At 44.0% G+C, this 25,113-nt stretch carries 21 protein-coding genes and 1 other annotated feature; of the genes, 16 read left to right on the top strand and 5 right to left on the bottom strand.

Annotation, left to right across the window (positions count from 1 at the left end; translation table 11 throughout):
- The first annotated feature begins 44 nt into the window (after window positions 1–44).
- Window positions 45–1,076 carry a PfkB family carbohydrate kinase gene (locus QM657_RS06275; RefSeq protein ID WP_415065730.1) on the top strand — a complete coding sequence of 344 codons (1,032 nt, stop codon included), beginning with the start codon at window positions 45–47 and terminating at the stop codon, window positions 1,074–1,076.
- A gap of 84 nt (window positions 1,077–1,160) precedes the next feature.
- Window positions 1,161–2,186: a sugar kinase gene (locus QM657_RS06270; protein WP_415065729.1), complete on the top strand. Its 1,026-nt coding sequence runs from the start codon at window positions 1,161–1,163 to the stop codon at window positions 2,184–2,186.
- Window positions 2,187–2,273: 87 nt separating this feature from the next.
- Here QM657_RS06270 and deoC read toward each other — a convergent pair whose 3' ends face one another.
- Entirely contained in the window at window positions 2,274–2,936 is a 663-nt protein-coding gene (gene deoC / locus QM657_RS06265) for a deoxyribose-phosphate aldolase (RefSeq protein WP_415065728.1), read from the bottom strand.
- 270 nt (window positions 2,937–3,206) lie between these two features.
- On the opposite strand from deoC, the gene QM657_RS06260 reads away from it, so the two are divergent.
- The 7 genes from QM657_RS06260 (at window position 3,207) to QM657_RS06230 (ending at window position 11,802) form a co-directional block, all read left to right on the top strand.
- Window positions 3,207–4,058 (top strand): purine-nucleoside phosphorylase, encoded by an 852-nt coding sequence (locus tag QM657_RS06260; protein WP_415065727.1) that lies wholly within the window; start codon window positions 3,207–3,209, stop codon window positions 4,056–4,058.
- 28 nt (window positions 4,059–4,086) lie between these two features.
- Window positions 4,087–5,385: an ABC transporter substrate-binding protein gene (locus tag QM657_RS06255; protein ID WP_415065726.1), complete on the top strand. Its 1,299-nt coding sequence runs from the start codon at window positions 4,087–4,089 to the stop codon at window positions 5,383–5,385.
- A 125-nt stretch (window positions 5,386–5,510) separates the two neighbouring features.
- Window positions 5,511–6,380, top strand: a complete 870-nt coding sequence (locus QM657_RS06250) for a carbohydrate ABC transporter permease (RefSeq protein WP_415065725.1) — start codon at window positions 5,511–5,513, stop codon at window positions 6,378–6,380.
- An 11-nt stretch (window positions 6,381–6,391) separates the two neighbouring features.
- A complete protein-coding gene (locus QM657_RS06245; RefSeq protein WP_415065724.1) occupies window positions 6,392–7,225 on the top strand; it encodes a carbohydrate ABC transporter permease in 834 nt (277 codons plus the stop codon).
- 21 nt (window positions 7,226–7,246) lie between these two features.
- Window positions 7,247–9,694, top strand: a complete 2,448-nt coding sequence (locus QM657_RS06240) for a GH116 family glycosyl-hydrolase (RefSeq protein ID WP_415065723.1) — start codon at window positions 7,247–7,249, stop codon at window positions 9,692–9,694.
- The gene (gene rbsK / locus QM657_RS06235) at window positions 9,694–10,626 is read left to right on the top strand and encodes a ribokinase (protein WP_415065722.1); all 933 of its coding nucleotides are present in this window, start codon (window positions 9,694–9,696) and stop codon (window positions 10,624–10,626) included. The genes QM657_RS06240 and rbsK overlap by 1 nt, the downstream gene beginning before the upstream one ends.
- Window positions 10,627–10,737: 111 nt before the next feature.
- Complete coding sequence (locus QM657_RS06230) at window positions 10,738–11,802, top strand: LacI family DNA-binding transcriptional regulator (RefSeq protein WP_415065721.1); 1,065 nt, start codon at window positions 10,738–10,740, stop codon at window positions 11,800–11,802.
- Window positions 11,803–11,876: 74 nt separating this feature from the next.
- Here the strand turns inward: QM657_RS06230 and QM657_RS06225 are convergent, their stop codons facing one another.
- From QM657_RS06225 to QM657_RS06210, 4 genes are all read right to left on the bottom strand, one after another.
- Window positions 11,877–12,650: an ABC transporter ATP-binding protein gene (locus tag QM657_RS06225; RefSeq protein ID WP_415065720.1), complete on the bottom strand. Its 774-nt coding sequence runs from the start codon at window positions 12,648–12,650 to the stop codon at window positions 11,877–11,879.
- Complete coding sequence (locus QM657_RS06220) at window positions 12,643–13,527, bottom strand: ABC transporter permease (protein WP_415065719.1); 885 nt, start codon at window positions 13,525–13,527, stop codon at window positions 12,643–12,645. Before QM657_RS06220 ends, QM657_RS06225 begins: the two co-directional genes overlap by 8 nt.
- A gap of 23 nt (window positions 13,528–13,550) precedes the next feature.
- Complete coding sequence (locus QM657_RS06215; RefSeq protein ID WP_415065718.1) at window positions 13,551–14,639, bottom strand: ABC transporter substrate-binding protein; 1,089 nt, start codon at window positions 14,637–14,639, stop codon at window positions 13,551–13,553.
- Between the two features lie 107 nt (window positions 14,640–14,746).
- Window positions 14,747–14,985, bottom strand: a binding site (T-box leader).
- Between the two features lie 51 nt (window positions 14,986–15,036).
- Window positions 15,037–16,380, bottom strand: a complete 1,344-nt coding sequence (locus tag QM657_RS06210) for an APC family permease (protein ID WP_415065717.1) — start codon at window positions 16,378–16,380, stop codon at window positions 15,037–15,039.
- A 503-nt stretch (window positions 16,381–16,883) separates the two neighbouring features.
- Here QM657_RS06210 and QM657_RS06205 point away from each other — a divergent pair.
- The 7 genes from QM657_RS06205 to QM657_RS06175 all read left to right on the top strand — a co-directional run bounded on the left by QM657_RS06205 (window position 16,884) and on the right by QM657_RS06175 (window position 25,109).
- A complete protein-coding gene (locus QM657_RS06205) occupies window positions 16,884–17,894 on the top strand; it encodes a LacI family DNA-binding transcriptional regulator (protein ID WP_415065716.1) in 1,011 nt (336 codons plus the stop codon).
- A gap of 108 nt (window positions 17,895–18,002) precedes the next feature.
- Window positions 18,003–19,436 (top strand): sulfatase-like hydrolase/transferase, encoded by a 1,434-nt coding sequence (locus tag QM657_RS06200; protein WP_415065715.1) that lies wholly within the window; start codon window positions 18,003–18,005, stop codon window positions 19,434–19,436.
- 126 nt (window positions 19,437–19,562) lie between these two features.
- Window positions 19,563–20,933, top strand: coding sequence for an ABC transporter substrate-binding protein (locus tag QM657_RS06195; protein ID WP_415065714.1), 1,371 nt, complete (start codon window positions 19,563–19,565; stop codon window positions 20,931–20,933).
- A gap of 113 nt (window positions 20,934–21,046) precedes the next feature.
- A complete protein-coding gene (locus tag QM657_RS06190; RefSeq protein ID WP_415065713.1) occupies window positions 21,047–21,943 on the top strand; it encodes a carbohydrate ABC transporter permease in 897 nt (298 codons plus the stop codon).
- A gap of 15 nt (window positions 21,944–21,958) precedes the next feature.
- The gene (locus QM657_RS06185) at window positions 21,959–22,798 is read left to right on the top strand and encodes a carbohydrate ABC transporter permease (protein WP_415065712.1); all 840 of its coding nucleotides are present in this window, start codon (window positions 21,959–21,961) and stop codon (window positions 22,796–22,798) included.
- A gap of 43 nt (window positions 22,799–22,841) precedes the next feature.
- Complete coding sequence (locus tag QM657_RS06180) at window positions 22,842–23,696, top strand: class II fructose-bisphosphate aldolase (protein WP_415065711.1); 855 nt, start codon at window positions 22,842–22,844, stop codon at window positions 23,694–23,696.
- Window positions 23,697–23,762: 66 nt separating this feature from the next.
- Complete coding sequence (locus QM657_RS06175; protein WP_415065710.1) at window positions 23,763–25,109, top strand: L-fucose/L-arabinose isomerase family protein; 1,347 nt, start codon at window positions 23,763–23,765, stop codon at window positions 25,107–25,109.
- The last annotated feature ends 4 nt before the right edge of the window (window positions 25,110–25,113 follow it).

Raw genomic sequence — 25,113 nt, 5'->3', positions numbered from 1 at the left:
GGAAAATAATTAAAATAATCATAAATTTTAAGGAGAGAATAAAAATGGGAAAACTTGTGACAATGGGCGAAATCATGCTGAGATTATCCACCCCAAACAATGAAAAATTTATCCAGGCAGATGAGTTTGATGTAAACTACGGCGGAGGAGAAGCTAACGTGGCTGTTTCTCTGGCAAACTACGGACATGACGTGGAGTTCGTAACAGCTATTCCGAAGAACCCCATCGGTGACTGTGCAGTAGCAGCTTTGAGAAAATACAACGTGGGAACAAAGCACATCGCAAGAAGCGGCGAAAGACTTGGAATCTATTTCTTAGAGACAGGTTCCGCTATGAGAGCATCTGCTGTTGTATACGACAGAGCTAATTCCTCTATCGCTACAGCAACTGCTGCAGAATTCAACTTCGATGAGATTTTCAAGGATGCAGAGTGGTTCCATTTCACAGGAATTACACCGGCAGTCAGCGATGCAGCAGCAGAACTGACCGAAGCAGCTTTAAAGGCAGCTAAGGCTCACGGCGTAACTGTTTCCGTAGACTTAAACTTCCGTAAAAAATTATGGTCCTCTGAGAAGGCTCAGAAGGTCATGACAAACTTGATGCAGTACGTTGACGTGTGCATCGGCAACGAAGAGGATGCAGAGAAGGTTCTCGGCTTCAAGCCAGGCAACACTGACGTAACCTCCGGCGAGCTGGAATTACAGGGTTATGTGGACATCTTCAACCAGATGGTAGACAAGTTCAACTTCAAATATGTAGTGAGCTCCTTGCGCGAAAGCTTTTCTGCTTCCGACAACGGCTGGTCTGCATGCATCATGGATGGCGCTACCCGTGAATTCTACCACTCCAAGAAGTACCGCGTGACTCCTATCGTTGACCGCGTAGGCGGTGGAGATTCCTTCGCAGCAGGCGTGATCTGCGGTCTGGCTGACGGCAAGGACTTCAAGAGCGCTCTGGAGTTTGCAGTTGCAGCATCTGCATTAAAGCATACCATTCCTGGAGACTTCAACTTAGTAACCAGAGAAGACGTAGACACCTTAGCAGGCGGCGACGGTTCCGGACGTGTTCAGAGATAATTTATAAAAAGAGATGGGAGTCATTGATCAATGACTCCCTTTTTTAAAAGAGATGTTTTTAAAAATGATGGAGGTGAGTTCAAAATGATTGACAGACCTTTTGATTTATTGAGCTTAGGAGAGCTGCTTTTGCGCCTCTCTCCGGAGGGAGTGGAGCGTCTGATCCGGGGAAATTCCTTTCAAAAGCAGGTGGGCGGCGCTGAGTTAAACGTTGCCGTGGGCGCTTCTTTACTGGGGCTTCACACCGGCGTGGTCACCCAGCTTCCGTCTAATGACATAGGAAATTTCGTGAAAAATAAAGTCCGTTCCTACGGAATCAGCGATGACTACTTCGTTTACGACGACAGCTCCAATGCAAGGCTTGGGCTTTACTATTACGAATACGGGGCATATCCGAGAAAGCCCAAAGTCATTTACGACAGGAAGAACAGCTCCTTTGTTCAGATCAGCACTTCTTCCTTCCCGGAGGAAATGTATAAGGCGACCACCTGTTTCCACACCACGGGCATTACGCTGGCTCTGTGTGAAAACACCAGAAGTACTGCCATTGAAATGATCAGGAAATTCAAGGAGACGGGGACTATCATTTCTTTTGATGTGAATTTCCGGGGAAATCTCTGGACCGGAGAAGAGGCCAGGGAATGCATTGAACAGATTCTTCCCTATGTGGACATCTTCTTCTGCTCAGAAGAAACGGCCAGACTGACCTTTAAGAAAGAGGGCACAGTTAAAGAAATGATGAAGAAATTTACAGAGGAATATCCCATTTCCGTTGTAGCCTCCACACAGCGGATTGTACACAGTCCAAAGAGCCATACCTTTGGTTCCGTGATCTATGATGCCTCTAAAGATGAGTACTACGAGGAAGAACCGTACCGCAACATTGACGTTGTGGACCGGATCGGAAGCGGAGATGCTTATATCGCAGGCGCCCTTTACGGCCTGTTAAGCAGCGGAGGCGATTGCATGAAGGCTGTCCAGTACGGCAATGCGACTGCAGCTTTAAAGAACACCATACCGGGAGACCTTCCCACCTCTGATTTAAGCGAAGTCAATACCATTATTAAGGATCATAACACCACAGGTCCCCAAAGTGAAATGAGCAGATAGAACCATATTTTTCATGACAGAGAGCACCTTTAAGCCAATGCTTAGAGGTGCTCTCATTATAATCGGGCTGATATTTTACTGACTGCTCTAATACCCTTCGATGGTTTCGCCGGACAGAGCCTTGATAGCTCCGCTGGTGCCGATCCGGTCACACCCGGCCCTTAAGAATGCTATCATGTCTTCTTTGGTGCGGACTCCGCCTGCAGCTTTTATTTTAACTGCGGGGCCGATAGCTGATTTAAATAAGGCAATGTCTTCTAAGACAGCTCCGGCAGTGCCAAAGCCTGTTGAGGTTTTGATGTAGTCGGCTTTGGCATCAGTGACACATTTGCAGAGCGCAAGCTTTTCCTCTTCATTCAAATAGCATGTCTCAATGATAACTTTCAAAACCTTATCTCCCACAGCGTCTTTTAAAGCAGCGATTTCTTCCGTAATCTTATCAAATTCCCCGTTTTTTGCCCAGGAGATGTTGATGACCATATCAAATTCATTGCACCCATCCTTTAAAGCATCTTTGATTTCCTGTACCTTGGCATTGGTAGAGGAATAACCCAGGGGGAATCCAATTACGGTGCAAAGATTCAGATTCGGATGGTTTGTTCTTGCCAGGGATATATAACTGGGTGGAATGCAGACTGAGGCCATGTTGTATCTGACCGCCTCCTGGCAAAGTTTCAAAATGTCTTCTGCAGCAGCATTGGCTGCCAGCAGGGTGTGATCCACATGTGAAAAAATGGTTTCATGATTCATTGCTGATCCTCCTGAATTTATAAGGTGCATTGTAGTTCACACCCATGTATTCTTTCTTGTAATTTCGATTATAACAAATGTGTAAGCGATTGCATAGAGATAAAATAATATTCGTCGAATATTACAAATAAATAGATTAAAACTTGTAAAAAATTTACGAAAATGAGAATTATATTGACATTTTAGCGATTAATGAGTAGAATCAGAAGTAGGTAAACGATTACACATATTGATTTCAGAACGATGGAATAAAACAGAGAGGAGAAGATTATGAAAAGCAGTAAAGAATTAATGGCAGATAAAGAATCATTGGTTACAAAGATTAACGAGGCGGTTCAATACATCAAAAGCAAAACAACCAGGCAGCCGCAAATTGGTATTGTGTTAGGAACAGGGCTGGGACCTCTTGCGGAACAGCTTGAGGAGGTCACCAGTATCCCGTATGGGGATATTCCTCATTTTCCCACGCCCACCATTGCAGGGCATTCCGGCAGGTTGTTAATAGGAGAACTTGGAGGGCAATGCATTGCTGCCATGCAGGGCCGGGTTCACTATTACGAGGGTTATGATACCGCAGAAATTACGTTCCCGGTAAGAGTGCTTGACAGGCTTGGCATCAAAACAATTATTCTTACCAATGCCTGTGGAGCAGTCAGCAAGCATTTTGCCCCTGGGGATTTAATGGTCATTGAAGATCATCTTTCATTTTTCTGTCCATCACCGTTAAGAGGCGGAAACTTGGATGAATTCGGTGAACGTTTTGTCGATATGAGCGCGGCTTATACACCGGAGCTGGTGAAGCTGGCGGAGAATACGGCAAAAGAGCTCGGTCAAAAGTTACAAAAAGGCGTGTATGGTTATTGGCATGGGCCTACCTTTGAAACAGCAGCAGAAATTCGCGGCTTTATGGCATTAGGGGCGGATGTAGTGGGAATGTCCACTGTTCCGGAGGCAATCGTGGCACGTCATTGCGGTTTAAATACGTTAGGTATTTCCTGCATTACGAATATGACCTGTATATACGGGACAGATGGAACAAACCATGAGGATGTAATAGAAGTGGGAAATCAGGTTTCTGAGAAATTTATTGCATTAATAAAAGGGATAGTAGAAAAAATATAAAATAATGTTGACTTTGGAGGTTGATAGGATGAAAAATAAAATGTGGAAACGCGTAGCAGCAGGTGTTATGTGTTCAAGTATGATTTTTTTAACAGCATGTGGATCAAATAATCAAAAGTCAGTTGATAGCGGTTCAAAAGACGGAAAGGACGGAAAAAGAACCATCACCTGGATGACGACCCGTTCCTCCTGGAAAACGATGGATGAAATTGCAGAGGATTATATGAAGCAACATCCGGATGTGAAGATAGAATTCGAACGCATCTCTGACCGTGGAAGCTATAATCAAAAGGTGCAGATTCTTGCAACAAGCAAGTCCATGCCTGATTTAATTGACGGAGTACCGGAGCAGTTAAGAAAAGAGATTGCCGGCGCTGGAGCGCTTGTGGACATTGATGAGCTTTATAAGGAGCTGGGATATGATAAGGCACTTCCCGTTGGTTTGGAATATGCCCGTTTGTCTGATGGGAAATTGTATGAGATGGCTTGGGAAAATAACGTGGAGTATTTCTGGTACAATAAATCCATGTTTGAAAAAGCCGGAATCACAAAAGAGCCGGAAACGTTTGAAGAATTTTTGGATGTATGTAAGAAATTAAAAGATGCAGGCTATACACCGATTTCCGTATTTCCTGGCTGGAATGTTTCAAGATTCCTGGCCATGATTCCATTCAGAATGACGGGAAATGATTTCTTAGAGGGCATCATCTCCGGCAATGCCAAAATGACGGACGAGCCAGGTAAAGAAGCGGCAGAATTTGTTGCCACCTTAGGAAAGGAATATTTCCAGCCAGGCTGGGCCACAAGCGATTACTCCAATGCCTTAGAAACCTTCCTTTCCGGAAATGCCGCCATGTACTTGATTGGCACATGGCAGTTTAACAGCTTTTTGGATGAAAAAGGTGAAGTGAAACCGGAATACGGTCATTTTAATATGCCCACATTACCTGATTCAGTGACAGCAGAAACAGATATGATTTCCCATGCAGGAACAGGAACCATGGTAAATGCTGAAAAGTATGATGATACATTGAAAGATTTCCTTAAGTTTGTTTTAGCGGAGTATCCGGATAAGGCTTTCTGGGAAAATAACGTTTTACCGGCGGCAGAATTTGATACAGGCAAGGGTGAGATATCCGAGTTTTGGAAGAGCGTGCTTGATGACAGCAGCCATATTGAGAAGTTTCTTAAGCCTTGGGATGTGCGCCTGAATGCAGGTCCGGCAGAGGTCATGCTGAAAGAGCAGGTGAATCTGGGAATGGGAGAAATTACTCCCGAAGAATTCTGCAACCGTCTTGATGAAGCGCTGAAAGCAGATAAGCAGTAATTTTCTCACAGCCCCAAAGCGGGTGTGCAGATTGGGGCAATGATTTTTTAAACATGCCCTGGTACTCTCGGAAGCTCTTATTATGCGGATTCCGAGAGTACCTGTTTATAGAGAGGAGGTATGTTATGCATCTGCATAATAAGAAAGACCCGTGGTTATTTCTTGCCTTGCCCCTGGCGGCATTTACGACAGTGGTAATTGTACCTATATTTACGTCCATCTACTTAAGTTTTTCCAATTGGACGGGATTTTCCAATGTGACTTTTGCCGGATTTTCTAATTATATAAAAATGTTCCAGGACCCTAATATTGGCCAGGTGCTTAAGAATACGTTTCTTTATGCATTGACAGCCACAGTATGTCAAGTGGGCGGAGGGTTGTTCTTAGCGATCCTGGTTTCCCGCATAAAGATAGGAAACAACATTGTTCGTGTTTTATTATTCACACCGGTTGTCATTTCCAGTATGGCTATGGCACAGACCTTTAGGAGATTTCTTTCAATTAATCCGGATGGAGTTGTCAATGCACTCCTTGGAGCGGTGGGGTTAGAGAATCTTAAAATGGCCTTTTTATCAGATGTGCATATCACGTTGTTTATTTTGGCTTTTATAGAATCCATGCGTTTTGCAGGCCTGTATATGGTAATTTTCTACACAGCTTTGATTTCTGTTGATTCAGGAGTTCTGGAGGCGGCATCCATTGACGGCGCTGCCAGCATAAAGACGCTGTTTTATGTGCAGCTTCCGATGATAAAAAGCGTAATTATTAATTCTATTGTTTTGGCTTTGGTGGGGACACTTAAGGCTTTCGACGGTCCGTATATTATGACGAATGGCGGTCCGGGCTATGCAACGGAGTTGATGTCAATCTTTATATATAAACGGGCCTTTAATATGATGGATTACGGATACGGCAGTGCGCTTGCGGTTCTGATGTCGGTCATTTGTATTGGAGCGTATCTGATACTGGATCGGTTAAAGAAAGAGAAAGATTAAGGAGGGAGCCAATGAACGTTAAAAAAGTATTTAAAAATGTATTGTTGTGGCTCGTTCTGGCAATGGCAATGGTAATCATGTTATATCCTTTGTTTTGGATATTTCTAACGAGTATCAAGACACCAGATGATCAGATCAATCTTCCGGCATATGCGTTTCCCATGAAAGTGACATTTGATAATTACAAGGCAATTTTTGACTCAATGATTCCTGTTTATTTTAAAAACAGTATCATTGTAACAGTGATTTCCCTGATCGGTATTGTTACCATGGGTTCCCTTGCCTCCTATCCCTTGTCAAAGATGGAGTTTAAAGGGCGTACATTTGTCCGGAATTATATTATGATGGGTCTGATGATACCGATTTTTGTGGCATTGATACCGCTTTTTAGAATTTACAACGAGCTTGGTCTTATTAATACCCATTGGGCGGTAATTCTTCCGCAATTTGGGTTTGCCCTGCCGATTTCCATGTATTTATTCATTGCGTTTATGGATCAAATCCCCAATTCCCTGATTGAGGCGGCGTATATGGATGGTGGCGGGTCATTCAGGATTTATTTAAGCATTATACTGCCCTTATCAAAAAATACCATTGTGACGGTAGCCATCTTCCAATTTATCGGTATCTGGAATGAGTTTACGTTTGCCAATACGTTTCTCAGTACCAGTGAAATGAAGACGATTCCCATTGGCCTTAACGATTTTGTGAATAGCTATGGAATGCGTGATTGGGGGCTTACATTTGCAGCAGTTGCAGCCACAGTGCTGCCAACACTGATTATATTCTTTTTCTTAAACAGGCAGGTCATGAGCGGAATGACGGCTGGGGCGGAGAAAGGATAGCAATAGAAAGGGAAATTGGAAATGAGTATAGAGGAAAAACGGATATGGTATGATGATGATGCCACGGCTGCCAAGTTCCTGTTAGGCGGTATTGGAACGGGAAATGTTTCAGTGGGCAGCCGGGGCCAGTTGTGTGATTGGGAAATCTTTAACGAGCCCAATGTGGGGAATAAGCTCTCTTATACATTTTTTGCGATTCGAACTCAGCAAGGGGATGAGGATGCGAAGGTAAGAGTGCTGGAATCCAGGGTAAAGCCTCCTTATGAGCGTTCCCATGGTTTTGATTCGTTTGATAATGCCGGGATTCCGCATTTTGCAAAGGCCAGGCTGGCTGGAGAGGTCAGCCAGTGCATCGTAGAGCTTAAGGATGAAAAAATGCCGGTGGATGTGAATTTGACGGCATTCACACCGCTCATTCCTTTAAACAGCGATGATTCCAGTATTCCTGGAGCAGTATTGCGTTATAAAGTAATCAATAGGAGTCCGGAGCGTGTTCATGTCTCTTTAGCCGGGTCCATAAGCAATCCGGTGGGATTTAAGGGACACGGTTTGTTTGGGGCACTGGATACTGAGGGAGAGCCAGAGAACGAATATAAAGAGGAGAAGGGGATGCGGGGTCTGTATATGACCAATCCCAAGCTCCCAAAAGAGCATTTAAAAAATGGAAGCATGGCCCTTGTGAGTACGTCTGAGGAAAACACAACTGTTAAAGCCAACTGGGTGAAGAGTTCCTGGGTGAATGGTCCTCATGATTTTTGGTATGAATTTGAAAAGCAGGGGGTACTGGAAGAGTCCAGGCCGGAGTTTGACAATGTTACGAATCCAAGTTTTGGAAGTGCAAAATTGAGAACAGGCTCTTTGTGCATTGATTTTGAATTGGAGGCAGGGGAGTCAAAGGAAGTAGAGTTTATTTTGACATGGTATTTCCCCAACCGGCCGGCACAGTGGTCAGGTCATATGTTCAAAGACCCTGAGACTGATAAAATCGTAAAAAATTATTATGCTGCGGCATTTCAGGATGCATGGGCTGTATCGGATTACCTGCATGATAACATGAGCCGTTTGGAAGGTGAGACAAGTCTGTTTCGGGAGGCACTTTATAAAACAACCCTGCCGGCAGTTATGCTGGACGCAATGGGGGCGAATATTACAGTGCTTCGAAGCACAACCTGTTTCCGGATTGAAGACGGAACATTTTTGGGATTCGAGGGCTCCTTTGACCACCGGGGATGCTGTGAGGGAAATTGCAGCCATGTATGGAATTATCAGCAGACCATGGCGTTTCTGTTTCCGGATTTGGAGCGCAATATGCGGCGGACACAATTTCTCAAGGAAACCTGTGAAGATGGGGAGATGGCATACCGTTCCAATACGGTGTTTGGATATCCGCGGTTTACAAAAATTCCTCCGGCGGCAGACGGTCAAATGGGAACAATTATCCAGCTTTACCGTGATTGGAAGCTGTCTGGTGACGATGATTTCCTGCGTGAAGTGTGGGATCAGGCAGTAAAAGCCTTAGAATACGCATTTGTCAAGTGGGATCAGGATAAGGATTACGTTTTTGATGCACAGCAGCATAATACTTATGATATTGAATTTTATGGAAAAACATCCATGACCAATTCCATCTTTTATGCGGCCTTAAAGGCAGGAGAAGAAATGGCCGCTTATCTGGGCGACGAGGAACGGGCCATGAGTTATGGCAAAGCTCGTAAAGAAGGATCTGAGCGAATGGATTTGGAGCTGTGGAATGGAGAATTCTATATACAGAAATTGGAGAATGACGGTAAATACCAGTATCAATATTATGACGGTTGTCTTTCCGATCAGGTATTGGGGCAGCAACTGGCACATGTGGCCGGGCTTGGTTACGTTCTTCCAAAAGAACATGTGAAAAAGGCTGTAAACAGTGTGTACAAGTACAATTTTCGGCCAGATCTTTCAGAGCATCTTAACATCCAGCGGGTTTATGCCTTAAATGATGAGGCAGGTCTTATTCTGTGCACGTGGCCAGGCGGTGATAAGCCCCGTTTCCCCTTTGTTTATAGTGATGAAGTGTGGTCGGGAATTGAATATCAGGTAGCCTCTCATTTGATCTATGAAAATGAATTTGATAAGGCTTTATCCATCGTCCGGGCGGTCCGTGACAGGCATGACGGAATAAAGAGAAATCCATGGAATGAAGTAGAATGCGGGAACCATTATGTGCGTTCCATGGCAAGCTGGGGATTACTGCTTGCGTCTTCCGGTTATCAATTTGATCTCACAAAAGGACAGGTGTCATTCAATCCAAAGGTGGAGACGGAGGATTATACATGCTTTTTCAGCACTGCAAAATGTTGGGGACTTTACAGCCAGAACAGAAATCCGGACAGCGGCAGGCTGGACCGGAGGATTGAAATTTTATACGGTGACGGCGAAGGCCTTGAGTTGGCACCTGTTTTGACAGCAGGAGAGGATGGGGGATAATGAGAAAATCAGTGTTTGTTTTTGGGAGCTATGTTACGGATATTTGTGCCCGTACTGATACATTTCCCGTGGCAGGAGAAACCATTAAAGGCAAGTCCTTTAAAATGGGTCCCGGAGGGAAAGGCTCCAATCAGGCGGTTGCAGCAAAGCGGGCAGGTGCAGAAGTTACATTTGTCACAAGATTGGGAGCAGATGCACTTGGCAAGGCTGCCATTGAATTTTATAAAGAAGAAGGACTGTGCACGGATGGAGTCATAATAGATAAAGAGCATCAAACAGGAGCTGCATTGATCATTGTAGATGAAGCTACGGCTCAAAATCAAATCGTTGTGGTTGGCGGAGCATGTGAGAATTTTAAGGATGAAGAAATGCAGGAGATCTTAAAGAAGCTGGAACAATCCCATATTCTGCTGCTGCAGTTAGAGACGAATCTAGAGCCTGTAAAGATGCTGTTAAAGCATGCAAAAAAAGGCGGAATTATGACCATACTAAATCCTGCTCCGGCACAGCATCTGGAAGATGAGTACCTGCAGTGCGTAGATATTATTACTCCAAACGAGACGGAGGCGCAGACACTTACCGGCGTGGATACATCGAACCGGGAAGGCGTTAAAAAAGCGGCGGCCAGATTACTGGAAAAAGGTATTGGAAAAGTGGTTATCACCTTAGGCGGTGACGGCGTCTACGCCAATGATGGGAATGAAGAACGGTTCTTTGATATTGTAACATGCGGTACACCGGTTGATACAACCGGCGCCGGAGATGCTTTTTCAGGCGGACTGGCAGCGGCTCTTTCAAGGGGAATGGATTTCTTTGAGGCAATTCGATATGGAAGTACGGTGGCAGGTATTGCTGTCACACGCTACGGTACGGCACCGGGCATGCCTTATGAAGAAGAAATTGACCGGATTTTTAAACACAACTTAAAATAGCCGGAGCATTTGCTTAAGAGGAAGGAAGATAAGATTCTTTAGAAAATAGATGGAGATTAAAGAGAATTTTTGTTATACTGGAAGAAATATCTATTGGAAATGGGGAATCAAATGGGATATACGATTAAAGACGTTGCTATTCGGGCAAATGTGTCGTCAGCTACAGTATCAAGGGTAATGAATAATAAAGGTTATTTTAGTGATTCGGTCAGAAAAAGGGTTCTCGATGCCATAGAAGAGTTAGATTATACACCCAACTTGATGGCCAGCAGTTTATCAAAAAACAGGGTAAAGATCATTGGAGTCATTGTCCCTGATATATGCAATACATTTTTCAGCAAGATTTTTTATGCTGCCAGCAAGTTAGCGGAACAAAACGACTACCGGGTTATTTTGTACAATACAGATGATAATATGGCCTCGGAAATGTCTGCTTTGCAGGACATGATTTCTTACCGGGTCAGCGGAATCATCATGACTCCTGTTTCAGATCAGTATGACGCCAATGCAGAGCTCTTGAATAACATACAAAGCTCCGGTGTTCCGGTGGTGTTTGTTGACCGTGAGATGAAGGGCGTCAGCTGTGATGGCGTATTTGTTGATAATATTCGGAGTTCGTACGAGGCAACAGAACGCCTTCTTCAGGAAGGGCATAGAAAGATTGCAATCGTTGCCGGGCCGCAGGATACGATTCCAGGCCGTGAACGCATGTTAGGGTATATGAATGCTTTGAGGGATTGGGGCGTTCAGGTGCCGCCGGAGTATATCACATATGGGGATTTTAAAACGGACAAGAGTTATCAGGTTATGATGGAGCTCATGGAATCAGAAGACCCGCCGACAGCCGTTTTTTCATGCAACAACCTGATGACTCTTGGCTGTATTCAGGCAATTCGAACCCACAATAAAAGAATACCGGATGAAATCTCCCTGGTTGGATTTGATGAGGTGGAACTATTGGATGTCTTAGGATATCAGATAACGGTAGTATCCCGTGCCATCAGTGAGATGGGTACAATCGCCATGCAGCTTGTGCTTGACCGTATTGTTCAGGAAAAACAGCGGTCTTACCAGCGTGTTGTGTTACAGTCCCAGCTTTTGTTAAAAGGGTCGGAGAGGATGGGTGCAGTTGGGGAGAATGAGGAAACCCAATGGCAAAAGCGCTCAATAAAATAATCTCAAAAAAAATAATAGCCAGACTGGATATACTCCATGTCTGGCTATTATCTGCTTCCTGCCGCATTTCACTTTTAATTTCCGCATTCAATGCTTATTTCATTGAACTTATCTAAGATATCCTCTACATTGAGGTTTTCTTTTTCTTTTCCTGCCTTGTCAATGATGGCAGTTCCCTGATGCATCATCACAAGCCGGTTTCCGTACTCCACTGCATGACGGAGGTTGTGAGTGACCATGATGGTGGTCAGATGCTTTTCCTTTACGATCTTATCGGTCAGTTCCATGATGATCTCCGCAGTCTTGGGATCGAGAGCAGCGGTGTGCTCATCTAAGATCAGGAATTCAATGGGAGTCATGGTGGACATGAGAAGGGCCATTGCCTGCCTCTGTCCGCCTGAGAGGACTCCTACCTTCACCTGCAGCTTATCCTCCAGGCCAAGGCCCAGAGAGCGGAGCTGTTCCCTGTAAAAGTCAATGCGCTGCTTGTTGGTTCCGGGGAGGAGATTAAAGGGCTTTCCCTTTGTGTCAGCCAGGGCCATATTCTGTAAGATGGTCATGCTGGGGCAGGTGCCCATGGCCGGATTCTGGTAAACCCTGCCGATGCGGCGCTGGCGTTTGAATTCCGGCATATTGGTGATGTCACTGCCGCCAATCAGGATAGAGCCGCTGTCTAAAGGAATGCTTCCGCAGATCAAGTTCAGCATAGAGGTCTTTCCTGATCCGTTGCTTCCAACCACAGATACGAACTGCTCATTGTCAATGGTGAGGCTGAAATTGTCAAACAGGCACATCTCATTGACGGTTCCCTGGTTGTAATATTTGTTAATGGACCGAAGTTCAAGCATGGGTCTTCACCTTCTTTCCCCTTCCGTTGCTGAGTACCAGAATGACTAAAAGAAGAACAGCAGTGATCATCTTTAAATCCGATGGTTTCATTCCCATGGTAATAGCCAGGGAGACACAGCCTTTGTAAATAATGGAGCCTGCAACAACAGCAGTGGTAGTCTTTACAAATCCAATCTTTTTAAACAGCTTGGTGCCTATGATTACATTGGCCAGACCGATAACAATGGTTCCCGTACCGATGCTGATTTCAAAGAATCCCTTTTGCTGGCAGTAAACAGAACCAGCCAGAGCAGCCAGGCCGTTTGCAATTGCCAGACCGAGAATCTTCACCATTCCCTTGTCTTTGGCAAGAGAGGTGACGAGAGCTTCGTTATCGCCTACGGCTTGAAGCAGGTAGCCGGAGCGGGTCTTTAAATACTGATCCAGTAAAAATTTTACAATGAGAACGATGACGGCTAAGATAACCACAGCGCTCACATTTGCAAGGTTCCCGGAAAAAATCCGGTCAATAAACGGGTTTTCAAAAATAGTGCTGCTGTTAAAAATAGGAACATTGGACTTCCCGGCAACCCTTAAGTTGACGGAGTAGAGTGCAGTCATGACAATGATACCTGACAAGAGATCCCTTACCTTTAACTTTACATGGATTAAACCGGTGATGCATCCGGCCAGGGCACCGATGGCAAAGGCGATAAAAAGCGTTGCCGTTGGGTGCACATTTGCCAGAATCAGAGTCACAGTGACTGCGCCCCCTAAAGGAAAGGTTCCATCCACGGAAAGATCGGGAAAATCCAGAATCTTATAGGTGATGTATACGCCCAATGCCATGATGGCATAGATCAGGCCCTCTTCCAAAACGCCGAGTATGATTGACATGATTGCAATTCCTCCAAATGTGTTTATTTCTGAGCAATATCAGTGAAGATCTCAGCAGCAGTGTCAGTCAGCTCGGCTGGCAGCGTGATTCCAAGGTTTTCTGCCACCTTTGCATTTCCATAGAAAGCTGCTTCTTTGATCACTTCAAAATTGATTTCGCTCGCTTTTGCTTCTCCCTTTAATACCTTTGCAGCCATTTTTCCGGTCTGCTTTCCTAAGTCCACATAGTCAAGTCCGATGGAAGCCAGACAGCCGATCTTTACCTGTTCCACTTCGCTGCCGAATACAGGAATGTTTTTCTTTGCAGCTTTGTCTAAGATGACAGGAAGGGAGCTCACTACCGTGTTATCTGTTAAGTTGTTTAAACAGTCCACTTTTTCTAAAATGCTGTCAGCGGCCAGTGGGATGTCTGCAGTGGAAGTGACAGGACCTTCTACGATCTCAAAACCGTAAGCAGGAGCTGCCGCCTTATATTCTTTGATCGCTGTTTCTGAATTCACTTCGCTGGTGCTGTAAAGAATACCGATGGTCTTTGCATCAGGAAGAAGAGTGCGGATCATTTCCAACTGCTTTTCTACAGGAAGCTTATCGCTGGTTCCAGTGATCTCTCCGACAGGTGTTCCGTCTGCGTTAGCCAGTGCAGCGGCTACTGGATCAGTAACTGCAGTAAAGATAACGGGGAGTTCGCTGTTCTTGGTGGCACCGTAAGCGGCTTGAGCGATTGGGGTAGCGATGGCACAGATCAGATCAGCCTTTTTGGAAGTGAAGTCGGTGATAATCTGGCTTGCAGTTCCTCCGTCAGCCTGGGCATTTCCAAACAGAACGGTCAAATTCTTTCCTTCTTCAATTCCTTCTTCTGCAAGTCCCTGCAAAAATCCTTCCCGGCAGTTGTCAAGGGAGCCGTGCTCAGCGAACTGGGCGATTCCTACGGTATAGGATGCTCCTTCCGTTTCTGTTTTACTCTCAGCGCTTTTTTCAGTGCTCTGTGCTTCAGAAGAAGCCTGGGAAGACGCAGCTTCCGTCGTTTTTTCCGGAGCCGGATTAGAAGCACAGCCGGAGAGTGCGGCAGCAGCGAGGGCTGCAAGTAACAGGGTTTTCATTGATTTTTTCATAATGTTCTCCTCCTAAAATGGTTTCCGTTGACAGGACAAAGGACAGGTGGGTCAGTTGGGCTTTTTGTTTTCGCAAATAAAAAAGTCTCAAGTACGCAAAGAAACGTACTTGAGACGAATTATACAATCCGCGGTGCCACTCAAATTGACTTGGTAAAAGCCCACTTTTTCATATACTAACATATATGCCACCCAAATAACGGTTGTGGTTTCCGTCAGCCCCTAACATGCGTTCAGGGCCGCCCTCAAAAGTCCATTCAGCTATCTGCTCTATACCGCACTCCCACCAACGGCGGCTCTCTGAAATATTGCCGGAAAGCTTACTACTCTTTTTCAACGGTTTATTTTTATTTCATTTAAACAGTATATTAATACGTTTGAGTGGATTTGTCAACAGTTATTTTGTCTTTTTCAAAGTCAGGACTCCAAGGAACATGATAACAGAAAATACACCCAGATAAGCTATCGCAGCCATTCCGTGAGCAAACCAGGCGGCAACGACCATGAATATGCTGCCTGCAAGTGACAGACATGGCATAAATATCCGGTTAAAAAAGCTCAGTTCCCTGCTCTTTACCATGAACATAATGAAAATAGGGATATACAGGGCATATATGGTGATAATGGGCAGCTCTGAAGAATCAAAGCTGAAAAAGCCAAACCAGCCGGAGGTTAAGTTCGCCCCGTAAAAATAAAACAGCCAGAGTCCGCAGAGGAATAACCCTAAAATTGCGGAGTTAACAGGCATATTTGTCACCGGGTCCACCTGGACGAAAATTTTAGGCGCAGGGCCAAGGCCTCTGGCGGAAAGGGAATAAATTCCGCGGGTACAGCCAAGCATCAGTCCGTTTAAGGTTCCAAGGCATGAAATGATGACAAATACGAATAACAATGAGCCGCCTGCTGATGTGAAAACCGTCTGGAAAGCCAGCTTGGCGCCGGATTCGCCTCCGGCCATCATCACCTCATTTTCAATGGTTCCGGCTAATCCGATGTAATAGAGGATATAGGCGGACATGGTGATAAAGGTTCCCACGATCAAAGCCAGAGGAAGGTTTTTCTTTGCATTCTCTAATTCAGCATTGATGCAGGTGGCAATAATCCAGCCTTCATAAGCAAAGCATGCCGCAACAACGGCGGTGAACAGCCCGTTGGAGCTGGTTTGAGATACGTAATGGGTGAAATTATATACCGTCATTCCGCTTTTAACTCCGGTAAAGGTTCCCACAATGGCCATTAAAAAGAGAGGAATCAGCTTGATAATGGTGGTGCTCACCTGAAACTTTCCGGCCAGAACCGGAGATAAGGCATTTATGGTAAAGCTGGAAATCAGGTAAAGGCAGGCAATGGTCATGCACTCCCCGCCTGTAATGGGAAATCCAAAGATAACGCAGGTATACCGGGCTGAAACCCATGCCAGTACAGAAGTAATGGTAGGATAGTAGATCATCGCCATAAACCAGCCCACATAATAGGAATAGGTTTTTCCCATGGCTGCCTCAGCGTAATCCACGATTCCGTTGACATATTGGTATTTCGTAGCCATAACAGAAAACGTATAGGCGCAGGAAATCATAATCACACCGCCAATGACCCATGCGAGAATTCCCTGTTTTAAATTTCCGCCTGTTGCAGTGAGGATTTTCTCCGCCTTGAAGAAAACACCGCTGCCTACAACGATACCGATAACCATTGCAATGGCCGTAAAAAGTCCGTATTTTTTCTCTAACTTCGGTTCCATAGTTTGACCCCTTCTCCTTGTACAATAAAGTCTTTTTGCTTATTATTTTTTACCGATCATAAAACGATTCCCCCAAATCAGATTTTATGATATTCTGGTATTGCTTTTGTGAACAAATTTCTGTCGAAATGATGTGTGCATTTGTGAAATTTGTCAGCTATTTCATTTTATCATAAAGTCAAATTTAATCCAGTAAAATTTTTTTATTTTTTAAATTTTTTTGCAGCTTAACGGAGTGGAATTTTCAAGTGGGAAAATATGGATAAACGTGCGATTCCCATATACGGAGCATCGGGCCCCGGTAATTCTGCCTTGGGCAAGTACGTATCAGGACAGAGGGGATATACATTGAAGGAAATGTAATAATGCACAAAAATACCTTGAAAACTCATGAAAAAATAAAATTATTATCAATAGCAATAATATATTGACAAATGAAAGCAACGTGTTATAATGAAAAATATAGTATACATACGTGTTGATACGAGGGGGAATTGCACATAATGATCAATAATAAGCGGGTGACAAGAGCTGATGTTGCAAAGCATGCGAATGTCAGCGAAACGATCGTATCTTATGTGATTAATAATAACAGATATGTGAGCAGAGACAAAAGAGAGCGTGTGGAGTCTGCCATCAGGGAGCTGAATTACCGTCCCAATAATGTGGCCAGGACTTTAAAAGGCAAGCAGAGCAACCAGATTATCTTTATCGCGGATCAGATAACCAATGAATATTTCAGCCGTATTGTCAGCAATATGGATAAGTTTGCCTACAACCACGGGTATTTGATATCCCTGTGTGCCAACCGGAATTCACAGGAGTTTGTTTCCCAGGTAATCAGCCGGCAGTATGACGGCATTATCATAAGCTCTACCAGTTTTCCCGATGAATACGTGCAGCAGTTCATCGATGCCAATATTCCGTTAGTCCTCTTTATGAACCGGAGATATCACAATATACCCAAGAATGTGGGGATTATTAATTCCGGGCTGTACAGCGGTGCACGGGAATGTGTGAAGCATCTGGCGGCAAAAGGCAGAAAGCATATTTTATATATTGACAGAATCAGTTCAAAGGGAACGAAAAGCACCATGGATGATTTAAGGCTCAGCGGCTTTGTTGATCAGATGCGTGAAAGTGAACTGGAGTTTACGGAGAAGCAGATTATAGCAGGCTGTTATTCAGAGGAAGAAGTGGAAGCGGAGATCATAAAAAGAATCCAGGATGGACTGAAAGTAGACGGCATATTCGGCAGAAACGATATGCTGGCCTGTGTGGCCATGTCCGCAGTGAAAAGAATGAATTTAAGAGTTCCGGAAGACGTATCTGTCATAGGATATGACAATTCTTCAATCAGCAGATTTTGCAGTCCCAAACTGACCACCATGGAGATGCAGCAGGAAGAGATAAGCCATGCGGCAATCGATATGCTCCAAAGGATTATTGATGGAAGAGAAGAGGATTTAAAAGCATCTTTTAAAACGAATCTCATTTTAAGAGAGAGCACTTGAAATGAAATGAATATTACTCATGCCTGTTGATGACACAACAGGATTTTGACTGCGATATACACACGTGTTGACATGGATCGGGATGATGGAAATCAAAAGGAGAAAAACATGGAAAGACCCAATATACTGCTTATTACCACGGACCAGCAAAGATTTGACACCATTCATGCGTTAGGCAATAAAGAAATATTTACGCCCCATCTCAATTGGCTGGCGGATGAGGGAATAACCTTTAACAGATGTTATTCCGCATGTCCTGTGTGCATGCCTGCAAGAGCTACCATTATGACCGGCAAGGAAGCTTATACACACGGGTTGACAGGAAATAACAATGATTGTTTACCCATGCGGGACCATGTGACGTTTCCCAAATTGCTGACGGAAAACGGATACCAGACAAGAGCTGAGGGGAAACTGCATTTTTTCCCTATGAGAGCCACTTACGGGATCGAACATGCGGACTTACCCATGGATTATTTTAATGAGATGAGAAAATACGGGAAATATTCCACACGGCACCATGGAGTCGGTGAAAATGAAGTGGAGCCCTTTATCAATACCCAAAATGAAGCGGACTCGCTGACTCATTGGACGGTGGATAAGTCCATGGATTTTATAGAAAACAGAGACCCTACCAGACCTTTCTTTTTATGGACCAGCTTCACAAAACCCCATTCTCCCCTTGATCCTAATTTGTCTTTTTGGGAGATATACAACGGAATTGAAATGCAGGACCCTGTCATGGGAGACTGGTCCGCTGATATGGATACGGCACCCCTGGGATTTTATAAACCGACTTTTCAACTGAATAACGTATGGCGCATGTCAAAAGCCCAGAAAAAGCAGATTAAGAGAGCGTATTATGCATGCATTTCCCAGATTGATTATAACTTAGGCCTGCTGTTTGCAAGAATGCGTGAATTAAATCTGCTGGAAAACACCTGGATCATATTCACCTCAGACCATGGGGACTTATTGGGAGATCACAATATGTGTGCAAAAACCAACTTTTTAGAAGGTTCCTCCCACATTCCCCTGTTAATCAAGCCGCCTGCTGCATTTGGAAGCTCTGACGCCAGATATGCCGGATTGCAGTGCGATAAATTGACCACTTTAGCGGATATCATGCCTACGGTCTTATCTATCTGCAAAATTAATTCTCCTGAGGACCTGGATGGAAATGATTTGCTTCATTATATAGAAGATGAAAGTGAAAAAGATTTTTATGGAAATTGTGAAGACAAATATTTTGCCTTCATGGATAAACAATTTAAATACATGTGGACCTGGTATGGAGGAGAGGAACTGTTATTTGATTTAAAAAGTGACCCATTAGAGCAGCATAATCTGGCGGCTTTGCCGGAATATAACTCCGTTAAGGAAAAGCTTAAGGGGAACATGATAGAGAACATGAAAAAAACTTCCCCTCATATGGTAGATGGAAATAAACTGTCAGCCGGAGAAAAAATCAATTCTCACCGGAATATATCCAGATTTCCCGGTTTAAACACAACCTTATTTCCAAGAGATTCTTTTCATTAATGCTTTACCGTTTTAAATGAAAGTTAACCTTATAAAAACATTCGTTTTCTTGGTTCGGAGAAGGTGCCGGGAGCTTGAATGGGGCTATAGGGAGCTTAATAAAATTTTTAAAAGGAGAAGACGAGAATGAGTAAAATGAAAAAAGTATTGGCACTATTGTTAACCTTTGTATTAACCGTATCTTTGGGAGCGTGTGGGGGTTCCGCAAAAGAAGAAACCAAAAAAGACACACCTCAGACAGAGGCAGCAACACAGGCAGCACAAGCGGAAACAACCAAAACAAGTGAGAACTACGAGTTTAAAGAACCGGTCACAATTAAATTTGCAAACTATGCAGTTTTGGAAGCTGGCTATGATAAGTTCTGGAATGATGCAAAAAAGGGCTTTGAAGAAAAATATCCTGATATTACAGTTGAGTTCATGACGGCTGAGTATGGCCAGATGTTAACTCAGGTTGTTACCTGGGTCGGAGGCGGAGAAAAGGTGGATTTAGTTCTCGGTGAAGCTTCCTGGATTTCAACCCTGGCGGATGCAGGAATTTTAATGCCTGTTACAGAAGCATTTCCGGCAGAGTATTTATCACAGATATATCCATCCATGATGGATGCCATGAAGGTTGACGGAGTTCCTCACGGAATACCGATGTACGCATCTCCTTTCATTATGCTGTATAACAAGGCTCTGTTTGAGCAGGCCGGATTAGACCCTGAAAATCCTCCCACAACCATAGACGAAATGCTGGAAATCGCACCTAAATTAGCTGAATTAAAGACCGCAGACGGCAATGCCGTATATCCATTTGGAATGACAACCGCATCCGTAGCCGTATCCGGATCATGTCTCACTTCTTTAATATACGGATTTGGCGGCTACACATTAACCGATGACGGACAGTTAGACATTGACAATCCCGGATTTAAGCAGACCTTTGAATTCTTAAAGGACATAGATGATAAGGGCTATAATCCTCAGGTGAGTAAATTAAAAGATTTGAGAAACTTATTCGCATTAGGCCAGCTTGCAATGTACTATGACCAGTCCTGGGGATTTAACGGCGTTCGCAGCATCAATCCTGAGGCCATTGATTTTGTTGCATCCGCAGCTCCTTTAGCCGGCGGAGAAGGAACAGGAGAAAGCCTGATCCAGGCTCATACTCTTATGATGGGCAATAACGGGGAAGCTCAGGTAGAAGCGACCAAATTATTCATCCAGTACTTACTCACAGAAGATGTTCTGATTCCTTATTTGCAGAATGTTGCTCCTGGATATCCTTCCATGATGGCGTTGAGCGAAATTCCGGGAATTACTGAGTCACCTGTTTTAGCAGGCGCTGTTAAGTCTCTCGATACGGCAAGAAGCGCAACCAATGTTCCTGCTATCAATGATTTCAACCTGGAATTAGCCGCATTGGCACAGGCAGTTACGGTTAATGATAAAGATGTAGACCAGGCCATTAGTGATTTTAAAACAGCAGCAGAGGGTATATTGAGTAATTAGGAACTATTATTTGGCAGAGGAACAAAATCCTCTGCCAAACTAAATCATTGACAGGTTTTGGAATATGTTTCAGGGAATGCTTTCAGATTTAGTGGAAAAGAGGTACACCATTCATGAAAAGGATCACAAGAGATAGGCTGTTTGCTCTGGCATTACTGACTCCGTCTATCATAGTTACAGTTATGTTTATTTTAGTCCCGGTTTTGGATTCTGTTGTAAGAAGCTTCCAGGATTACAGAATTAAAAATATTATTGCCGGAACGCCGGGAAAATGGAATGAGTTTGCCAACTATATGAAGCTCTTTTCCAACAGCAAACTGTTATCGTCAATAGAAACCACATTCATATTTGTCGGCGGGGTGGTACTGGCCCAGTTCATTCTCGGCATGGCCATGGCCTTAGTGTTAAATTCCAATTTAAGAGGGGCCAGGTTTATCAGAAGTATTATGATGGCGCCCTGGATTGTACCGACCATTATATCCGGTCTCATATGGATGTGGATATATCAGCCTCAGTATGGGCTGTTGAAATATGTGGTGAGAATATTCAGCTTTGGCAAGATAACAGACTTTGCAATGTTAAATAATCCGGCAACAGCTCTTTGGGGAATCGCAATTGCCGCTTTGTGGAAACAGATTCCTCTCACGGCATTGCTGCTGGTATCAGGACTTGCCAATGTGCCGGAAGAAACCCTGGAAGCAGCTACCGTAGACGGGGCCAATTCCGTAAACCGCTTTTTTCACATCACAATACCGTATATGAAAAGCATCATTAAAGTTACAACATCAATGTCAATTATAGAAAACTTTAAACAGTTTCCTCTGATCTGGACGATGACAGGCGGAGGTCCTGATAACGCAACCAGCACATTGGCGATTTTAAGCTACAGGGAAGCATTCGTATCCAACAATCTTGGATCAGGAGCTGCAGTTACAACCATATGGATGCTGCTGATGATTTTGGTGGTCATACTATTTAATACTGTATTTAAAGAAACTGACATGGAATAGGAGGGGATAATAGATATGAAGAAGAAGCAGATCATGTTTTCCGTCATTCGCTATACAGTCATTGCACTTATTTTATTATTTCTGTTATTCCCTTTATATTGGGTTTTGATGACATCATTTAAAGAGAATATGGAGGCATATAAATTCCCTCCTACGTTTTTCCCGAAATTGCCCACAGCCGCTGCATATATCAAGCTGTTTACAGAGGATCAATATTTCTTCCGCTATTACATCAATAATTTTATTGTATCAGGTTCCTGCGCCGTATTGACGACATGCATGGCGATTATATCCGGATATGCCTTGTCAAGGTTTCATTTTAAATGGAATAAGTGGATCATAGCCGCTTTTACTTCGGCCCAGATGTTTCCGGTGGTAAGCCGTATGATTTCCCTGTACGGGCTTATGGGAAAGATGCACTTGATCAATACGAGACAGGGATTGATTATGGCATTAACGGCGGCAATGATCCCGTTTACTACCATGCTGATGGCCAGCTTTTTTGACAGCATACCGAGAGTCCTGGAAGAGGCCGCTTTTATTGACGGAGCCGGCAGGCTTAAAATCTTATTTTCCGTCATCATACCGTTAATAAAGCCGGGCATTGTTGCCGTTGGCATTTATTCATTATTAATGACCTGGGATGATTATCTGCATGCAACCACACTGATCCAGACGGATTCACTCCGGACTCTTTCAGCAGGCGTTTCCGTGCGGTATTTAGGAGAATTGTCTTACGACTGGTCGCTCGTTAATACGATTTCAGTGATTGGCATTATTCCAATGTTACTTCTATTCTTTTTCTTTCAAAAGCATCTTGTAAAAGGGTTGGTACAGGGGGCAGTAAAAGGATGAGTAAGATAGGGCAGAATATTGAATAGGAAAGAAGGAAAAAGAGATGTTAGTAACCAATAAAGAAAATCTGGAATGTGCAAGCCGGAATGGATATGCTATTCCCGCAATCAATACACAGGGTGGAAATTATGATATCATATGGGCCATTTGCCGGGCAGCAGAAGAACTGAAATCTCCTATTATATTAGCTCATTACGTATCTACCGGTGCATATTCGGGAAATGACTGGTTTGTAGAAGTGGCAAAATGGTGTGCCGGCAAAGTGTCGGTGCCTGTATCCATTCATTTAGACCATGGAGACAGCTATGAAATATGCAAAGAAGCACTGGAGCTGGGTTTTACCTCTGTCATGATTGACGGTTCCACAAGACCTATCGAAGAAAATGTGGAGCTCACAAACAGAGTGATTGCAGAAGCCGGAAAATACGGCGTTATTGTGGAAGCGGAGATTGGAGAACTCGCCCGGCTGGACGGCGAAGGAAATGCAGTGGAAAATAAAAATGTGGCTGATCCGGAAGAAGTCAGAAGGTATCTCTCCCTATGCAAGCCTGACACCCTGGCAATTGGAATTGGAAATGCCCATGGCTATTATAGGGGCAAACCGGATATCAAACTCGATATTTTAAAAGCCGTGAGAGAGTTCACAGATATACCGCTGGTACTTCACGGATGCACCGGCATGTCAGAGAGCATTATCAAAGAAGCGATCAAACTGGGAGTGGCTAAAATTAATTTCGGCACGGAAATACGGTATCGGTATGTGGAACACTATGCTGACGGACTCAAAAATCTGGATCACCAGGGACACTCCTGGAAGCTGTCCCAATATGCCAACGATAAATTGACGGAAGATGTAAAGGCTATTATCCGTTTGGCGGGCTCAGAGGGAAAGGCTTAATAGTAATGGATGAGACTGATCAGAACTACATAAAAACAGATTTGTAAATGGAAAAGAGGGACTCTTATGAAGAAACAACTCAATGTAGGATTTATAACAACGCTTTCAGGCAGATGGCCCAGAGAGCTTCCGGAAAAGAGAATGAAAGAGTATGGGGAATGGCTGGAGGAAAATCTGCCCGGCGTAAATCTCATTAAGGCGAAAGCTTTGGGGGATTCATCGAAAGCAGTTGATGAGATTTCACAGCAGTTTAAAGCAGAAGCAGTCGATATTATTGTTATGGTTTACGGGGCATTTACCGGAGACGACATACCGACCTGCCTTGCAGAAAACCTGGAGGTGCCGATTATTCTCTGGGCGCCCCATGAGCCCGCTTTTGATAAAAATGACAGATTGTATGCCAATGCTCTGGTGGCAATTACCATGAACTCGGCATCACTGAAAAAACTGGGCAGCAAATGCTATTCCATTTATGGTGATAAGGAAGAAGCGGAAACTGCTTCAAGAGTTATAAATCTGATAACTGCCTATAGCGTATTAAAGAAGTTAAAAGGTACGGTATTGGGATTGTTTGGCTATCGTCCTACGGCCTTTTATAATTCCAGCTTCAGCGAAAGCTTAATCCGCAGAACCTTCGGAATCAGAATGGAAGAGACGGATTTAAAAGCAGTATTTGATGAGATGGACCGTATATCCAAAGATGCGTATGAAGCAGATATGAAAAACGTGGAAAATGAATACGATGTGAGCAGGCTCCCGGAGGGGCATTTAGAGAATCATTCCAAATTGTATCTCGCTTTAAAAGAGCTTATGAAAAGACAGTCCTATGATTTTGCCACGATCAAATGCTGGCCCGAAATGGGAAATCTGCATACTACACCGTGCGCCGTATTGGGCAGATTGGCAGACGAAGGCATGAGCATAGGCTGCGAAGGTGATATCGATGCGGAGCTTGCCCAGATTGTGCAGAATTATCTCACCGGACTTCCCACCTTTATTACCGATATGATCAATATCGATGAAGAAGAAAATGTGATGACTTTCTGGCACTGCGGAAATGCGGCGCCCTCTTTAAAAAACGCGAAGCATGAATACACCATCAATAATCATCCTCTTGCAGGACAGGGAACAGCGTTTTATGGGGCTCTGAAAGAAGGAAAAGTGACCATAGCAAGATTCTGCAATATCGACGATTCTTATAAACTCTTCCTTTTGAGGGGAACTGCAATTGACAGAGACCGCTATACAAAGGGTGTTATGGCTAACATTAAAGTTGATCAGCCTGTAAGAAAAATTGTGGAGCGCATTATGGAAGAAGGAATTCCCCACCATTACAGCGTTGTATGGGATGATGTGGCAGATTCCATGATTGAAGTCTGTAAGCTGTTAAATATACCGGTTATTGAGATGTGACATA

It is taken from the genome of Lacrimispora sp. (genome assembly GCF_047605665.1).
Taxonomy (GTDB): domain Bacteria; phylum Bacillota; class Clostridia; order Lachnospirales; family Lachnospiraceae; genus Lacrimispora.
This window is presented reverse-complemented; position numbering and strand designations above follow the sequence as displayed.

Bases quoted from the DNA above. Each gene is read 5' to 3' on its own strand.
- QM657_RS06275 (WP_415065730.1), top strand. From the start codon at position 45: ATGGGAAAACTTGTGACAATGGGCGAAATCATGCTGAGATTATCCACC.
- QM657_RS06270 (WP_415065729.1), top strand. From the start codon at position 1,161: ATGATTGACAGACCTTTTGATTTATTGAGCTTAGGAGAGCTGCTTTTG.
- deoC (WP_415065728.1), bottom strand. From the start codon at position 2,936: ATGAATCATGAAACCATTTTTTCACATGTGGATCACACCCTGCTGGCA.
- QM657_RS06260 (WP_415065727.1), top strand. From the start codon at position 3,207: ATGAAAAGCAGTAAAGAATTAATGGCAGATAAAGAATCATTGGTTACA.
- QM657_RS06255 (WP_415065726.1), top strand. From the start codon at position 4,087: ATGAAAAATAAAATGTGGAAACGCGTAGCAGCAGGTGTTATGTGTTCA.
- QM657_RS06250 (WP_415065725.1), top strand. From the start codon at position 5,511: ATGCATCTGCATAATAAGAAAGACCCGTGGTTATTTCTTGCCTTGCCC.
- QM657_RS06245 (WP_415065724.1), top strand. From the start codon at position 6,392: ATGAACGTTAAAAAAGTATTTAAAAATGTATTGTTGTGGCTCGTTCTG.
- QM657_RS06240 (WP_415065723.1), top strand. From the start codon at position 7,247: ATGAGTATAGAGGAAAAACGGATATGGTATGATGATGATGCCACGGCT.
- rbsK (WP_415065722.1), top strand. From the start codon at position 9,694: ATGAGAAAATCAGTGTTTGTTTTTGGGAGCTATGTTACGGATATTTGT.
- QM657_RS06230 (WP_415065721.1), top strand. From the start codon at position 10,738: ATGGGATATACGATTAAAGACGTTGCTATTCGGGCAAATGTGTCGTCA.
- QM657_RS06225 (WP_415065720.1), bottom strand. From the start codon at position 12,650: ATGCTTGAACTTCGGTCCATTAACAAATATTACAACCAGGGAACCGTC.
- QM657_RS06220 (WP_415065719.1), bottom strand. From the start codon at position 13,527: ATGTCAATCATACTCGGCGTTTTGGAAGAGGGCCTGATCTATGCCATC.
- QM657_RS06215 (WP_415065718.1), bottom strand. From the start codon at position 14,639: ATGAAAAAATCAATGAAAACCCTGTTACTTGCAGCCCTCGCTGCTGCC.
- QM657_RS06210 (WP_415065717.1), bottom strand. From the start codon at position 16,380: ATGGAACCGAAGTTAGAGAAAAAATACGGACTTTTTACGGCCATTGCA.
- QM657_RS06205 (WP_415065716.1), top strand. From the start codon at position 16,884: ATGATCAATAATAAGCGGGTGACAAGAGCTGATGTTGCAAAGCATGCG.
- QM657_RS06200 (WP_415065715.1), top strand. From the start codon at position 18,003: ATGGAAAGACCCAATATACTGCTTATTACCACGGACCAGCAAAGATTT.
- QM657_RS06195 (WP_415065714.1), top strand. From the start codon at position 19,563: ATGAGTAAAATGAAAAAAGTATTGGCACTATTGTTAACCTTTGTATTA.
- QM657_RS06190 (WP_415065713.1), top strand. From the start codon at position 21,047: ATGAAAAGGATCACAAGAGATAGGCTGTTTGCTCTGGCATTACTGACT.
- QM657_RS06185 (WP_415065712.1), top strand. From the start codon at position 21,959: ATGAAGAAGAAGCAGATCATGTTTTCCGTCATTCGCTATACAGTCATT.
- QM657_RS06180 (WP_415065711.1), top strand. From the start codon at position 22,842: ATGTTAGTAACCAATAAAGAAAATCTGGAATGTGCAAGCCGGAATGGA.
- QM657_RS06175 (WP_415065710.1), top strand. From the start codon at position 23,763: ATGAAGAAACAACTCAATGTAGGATTTATAACAACGCTTTCAGGCAGA.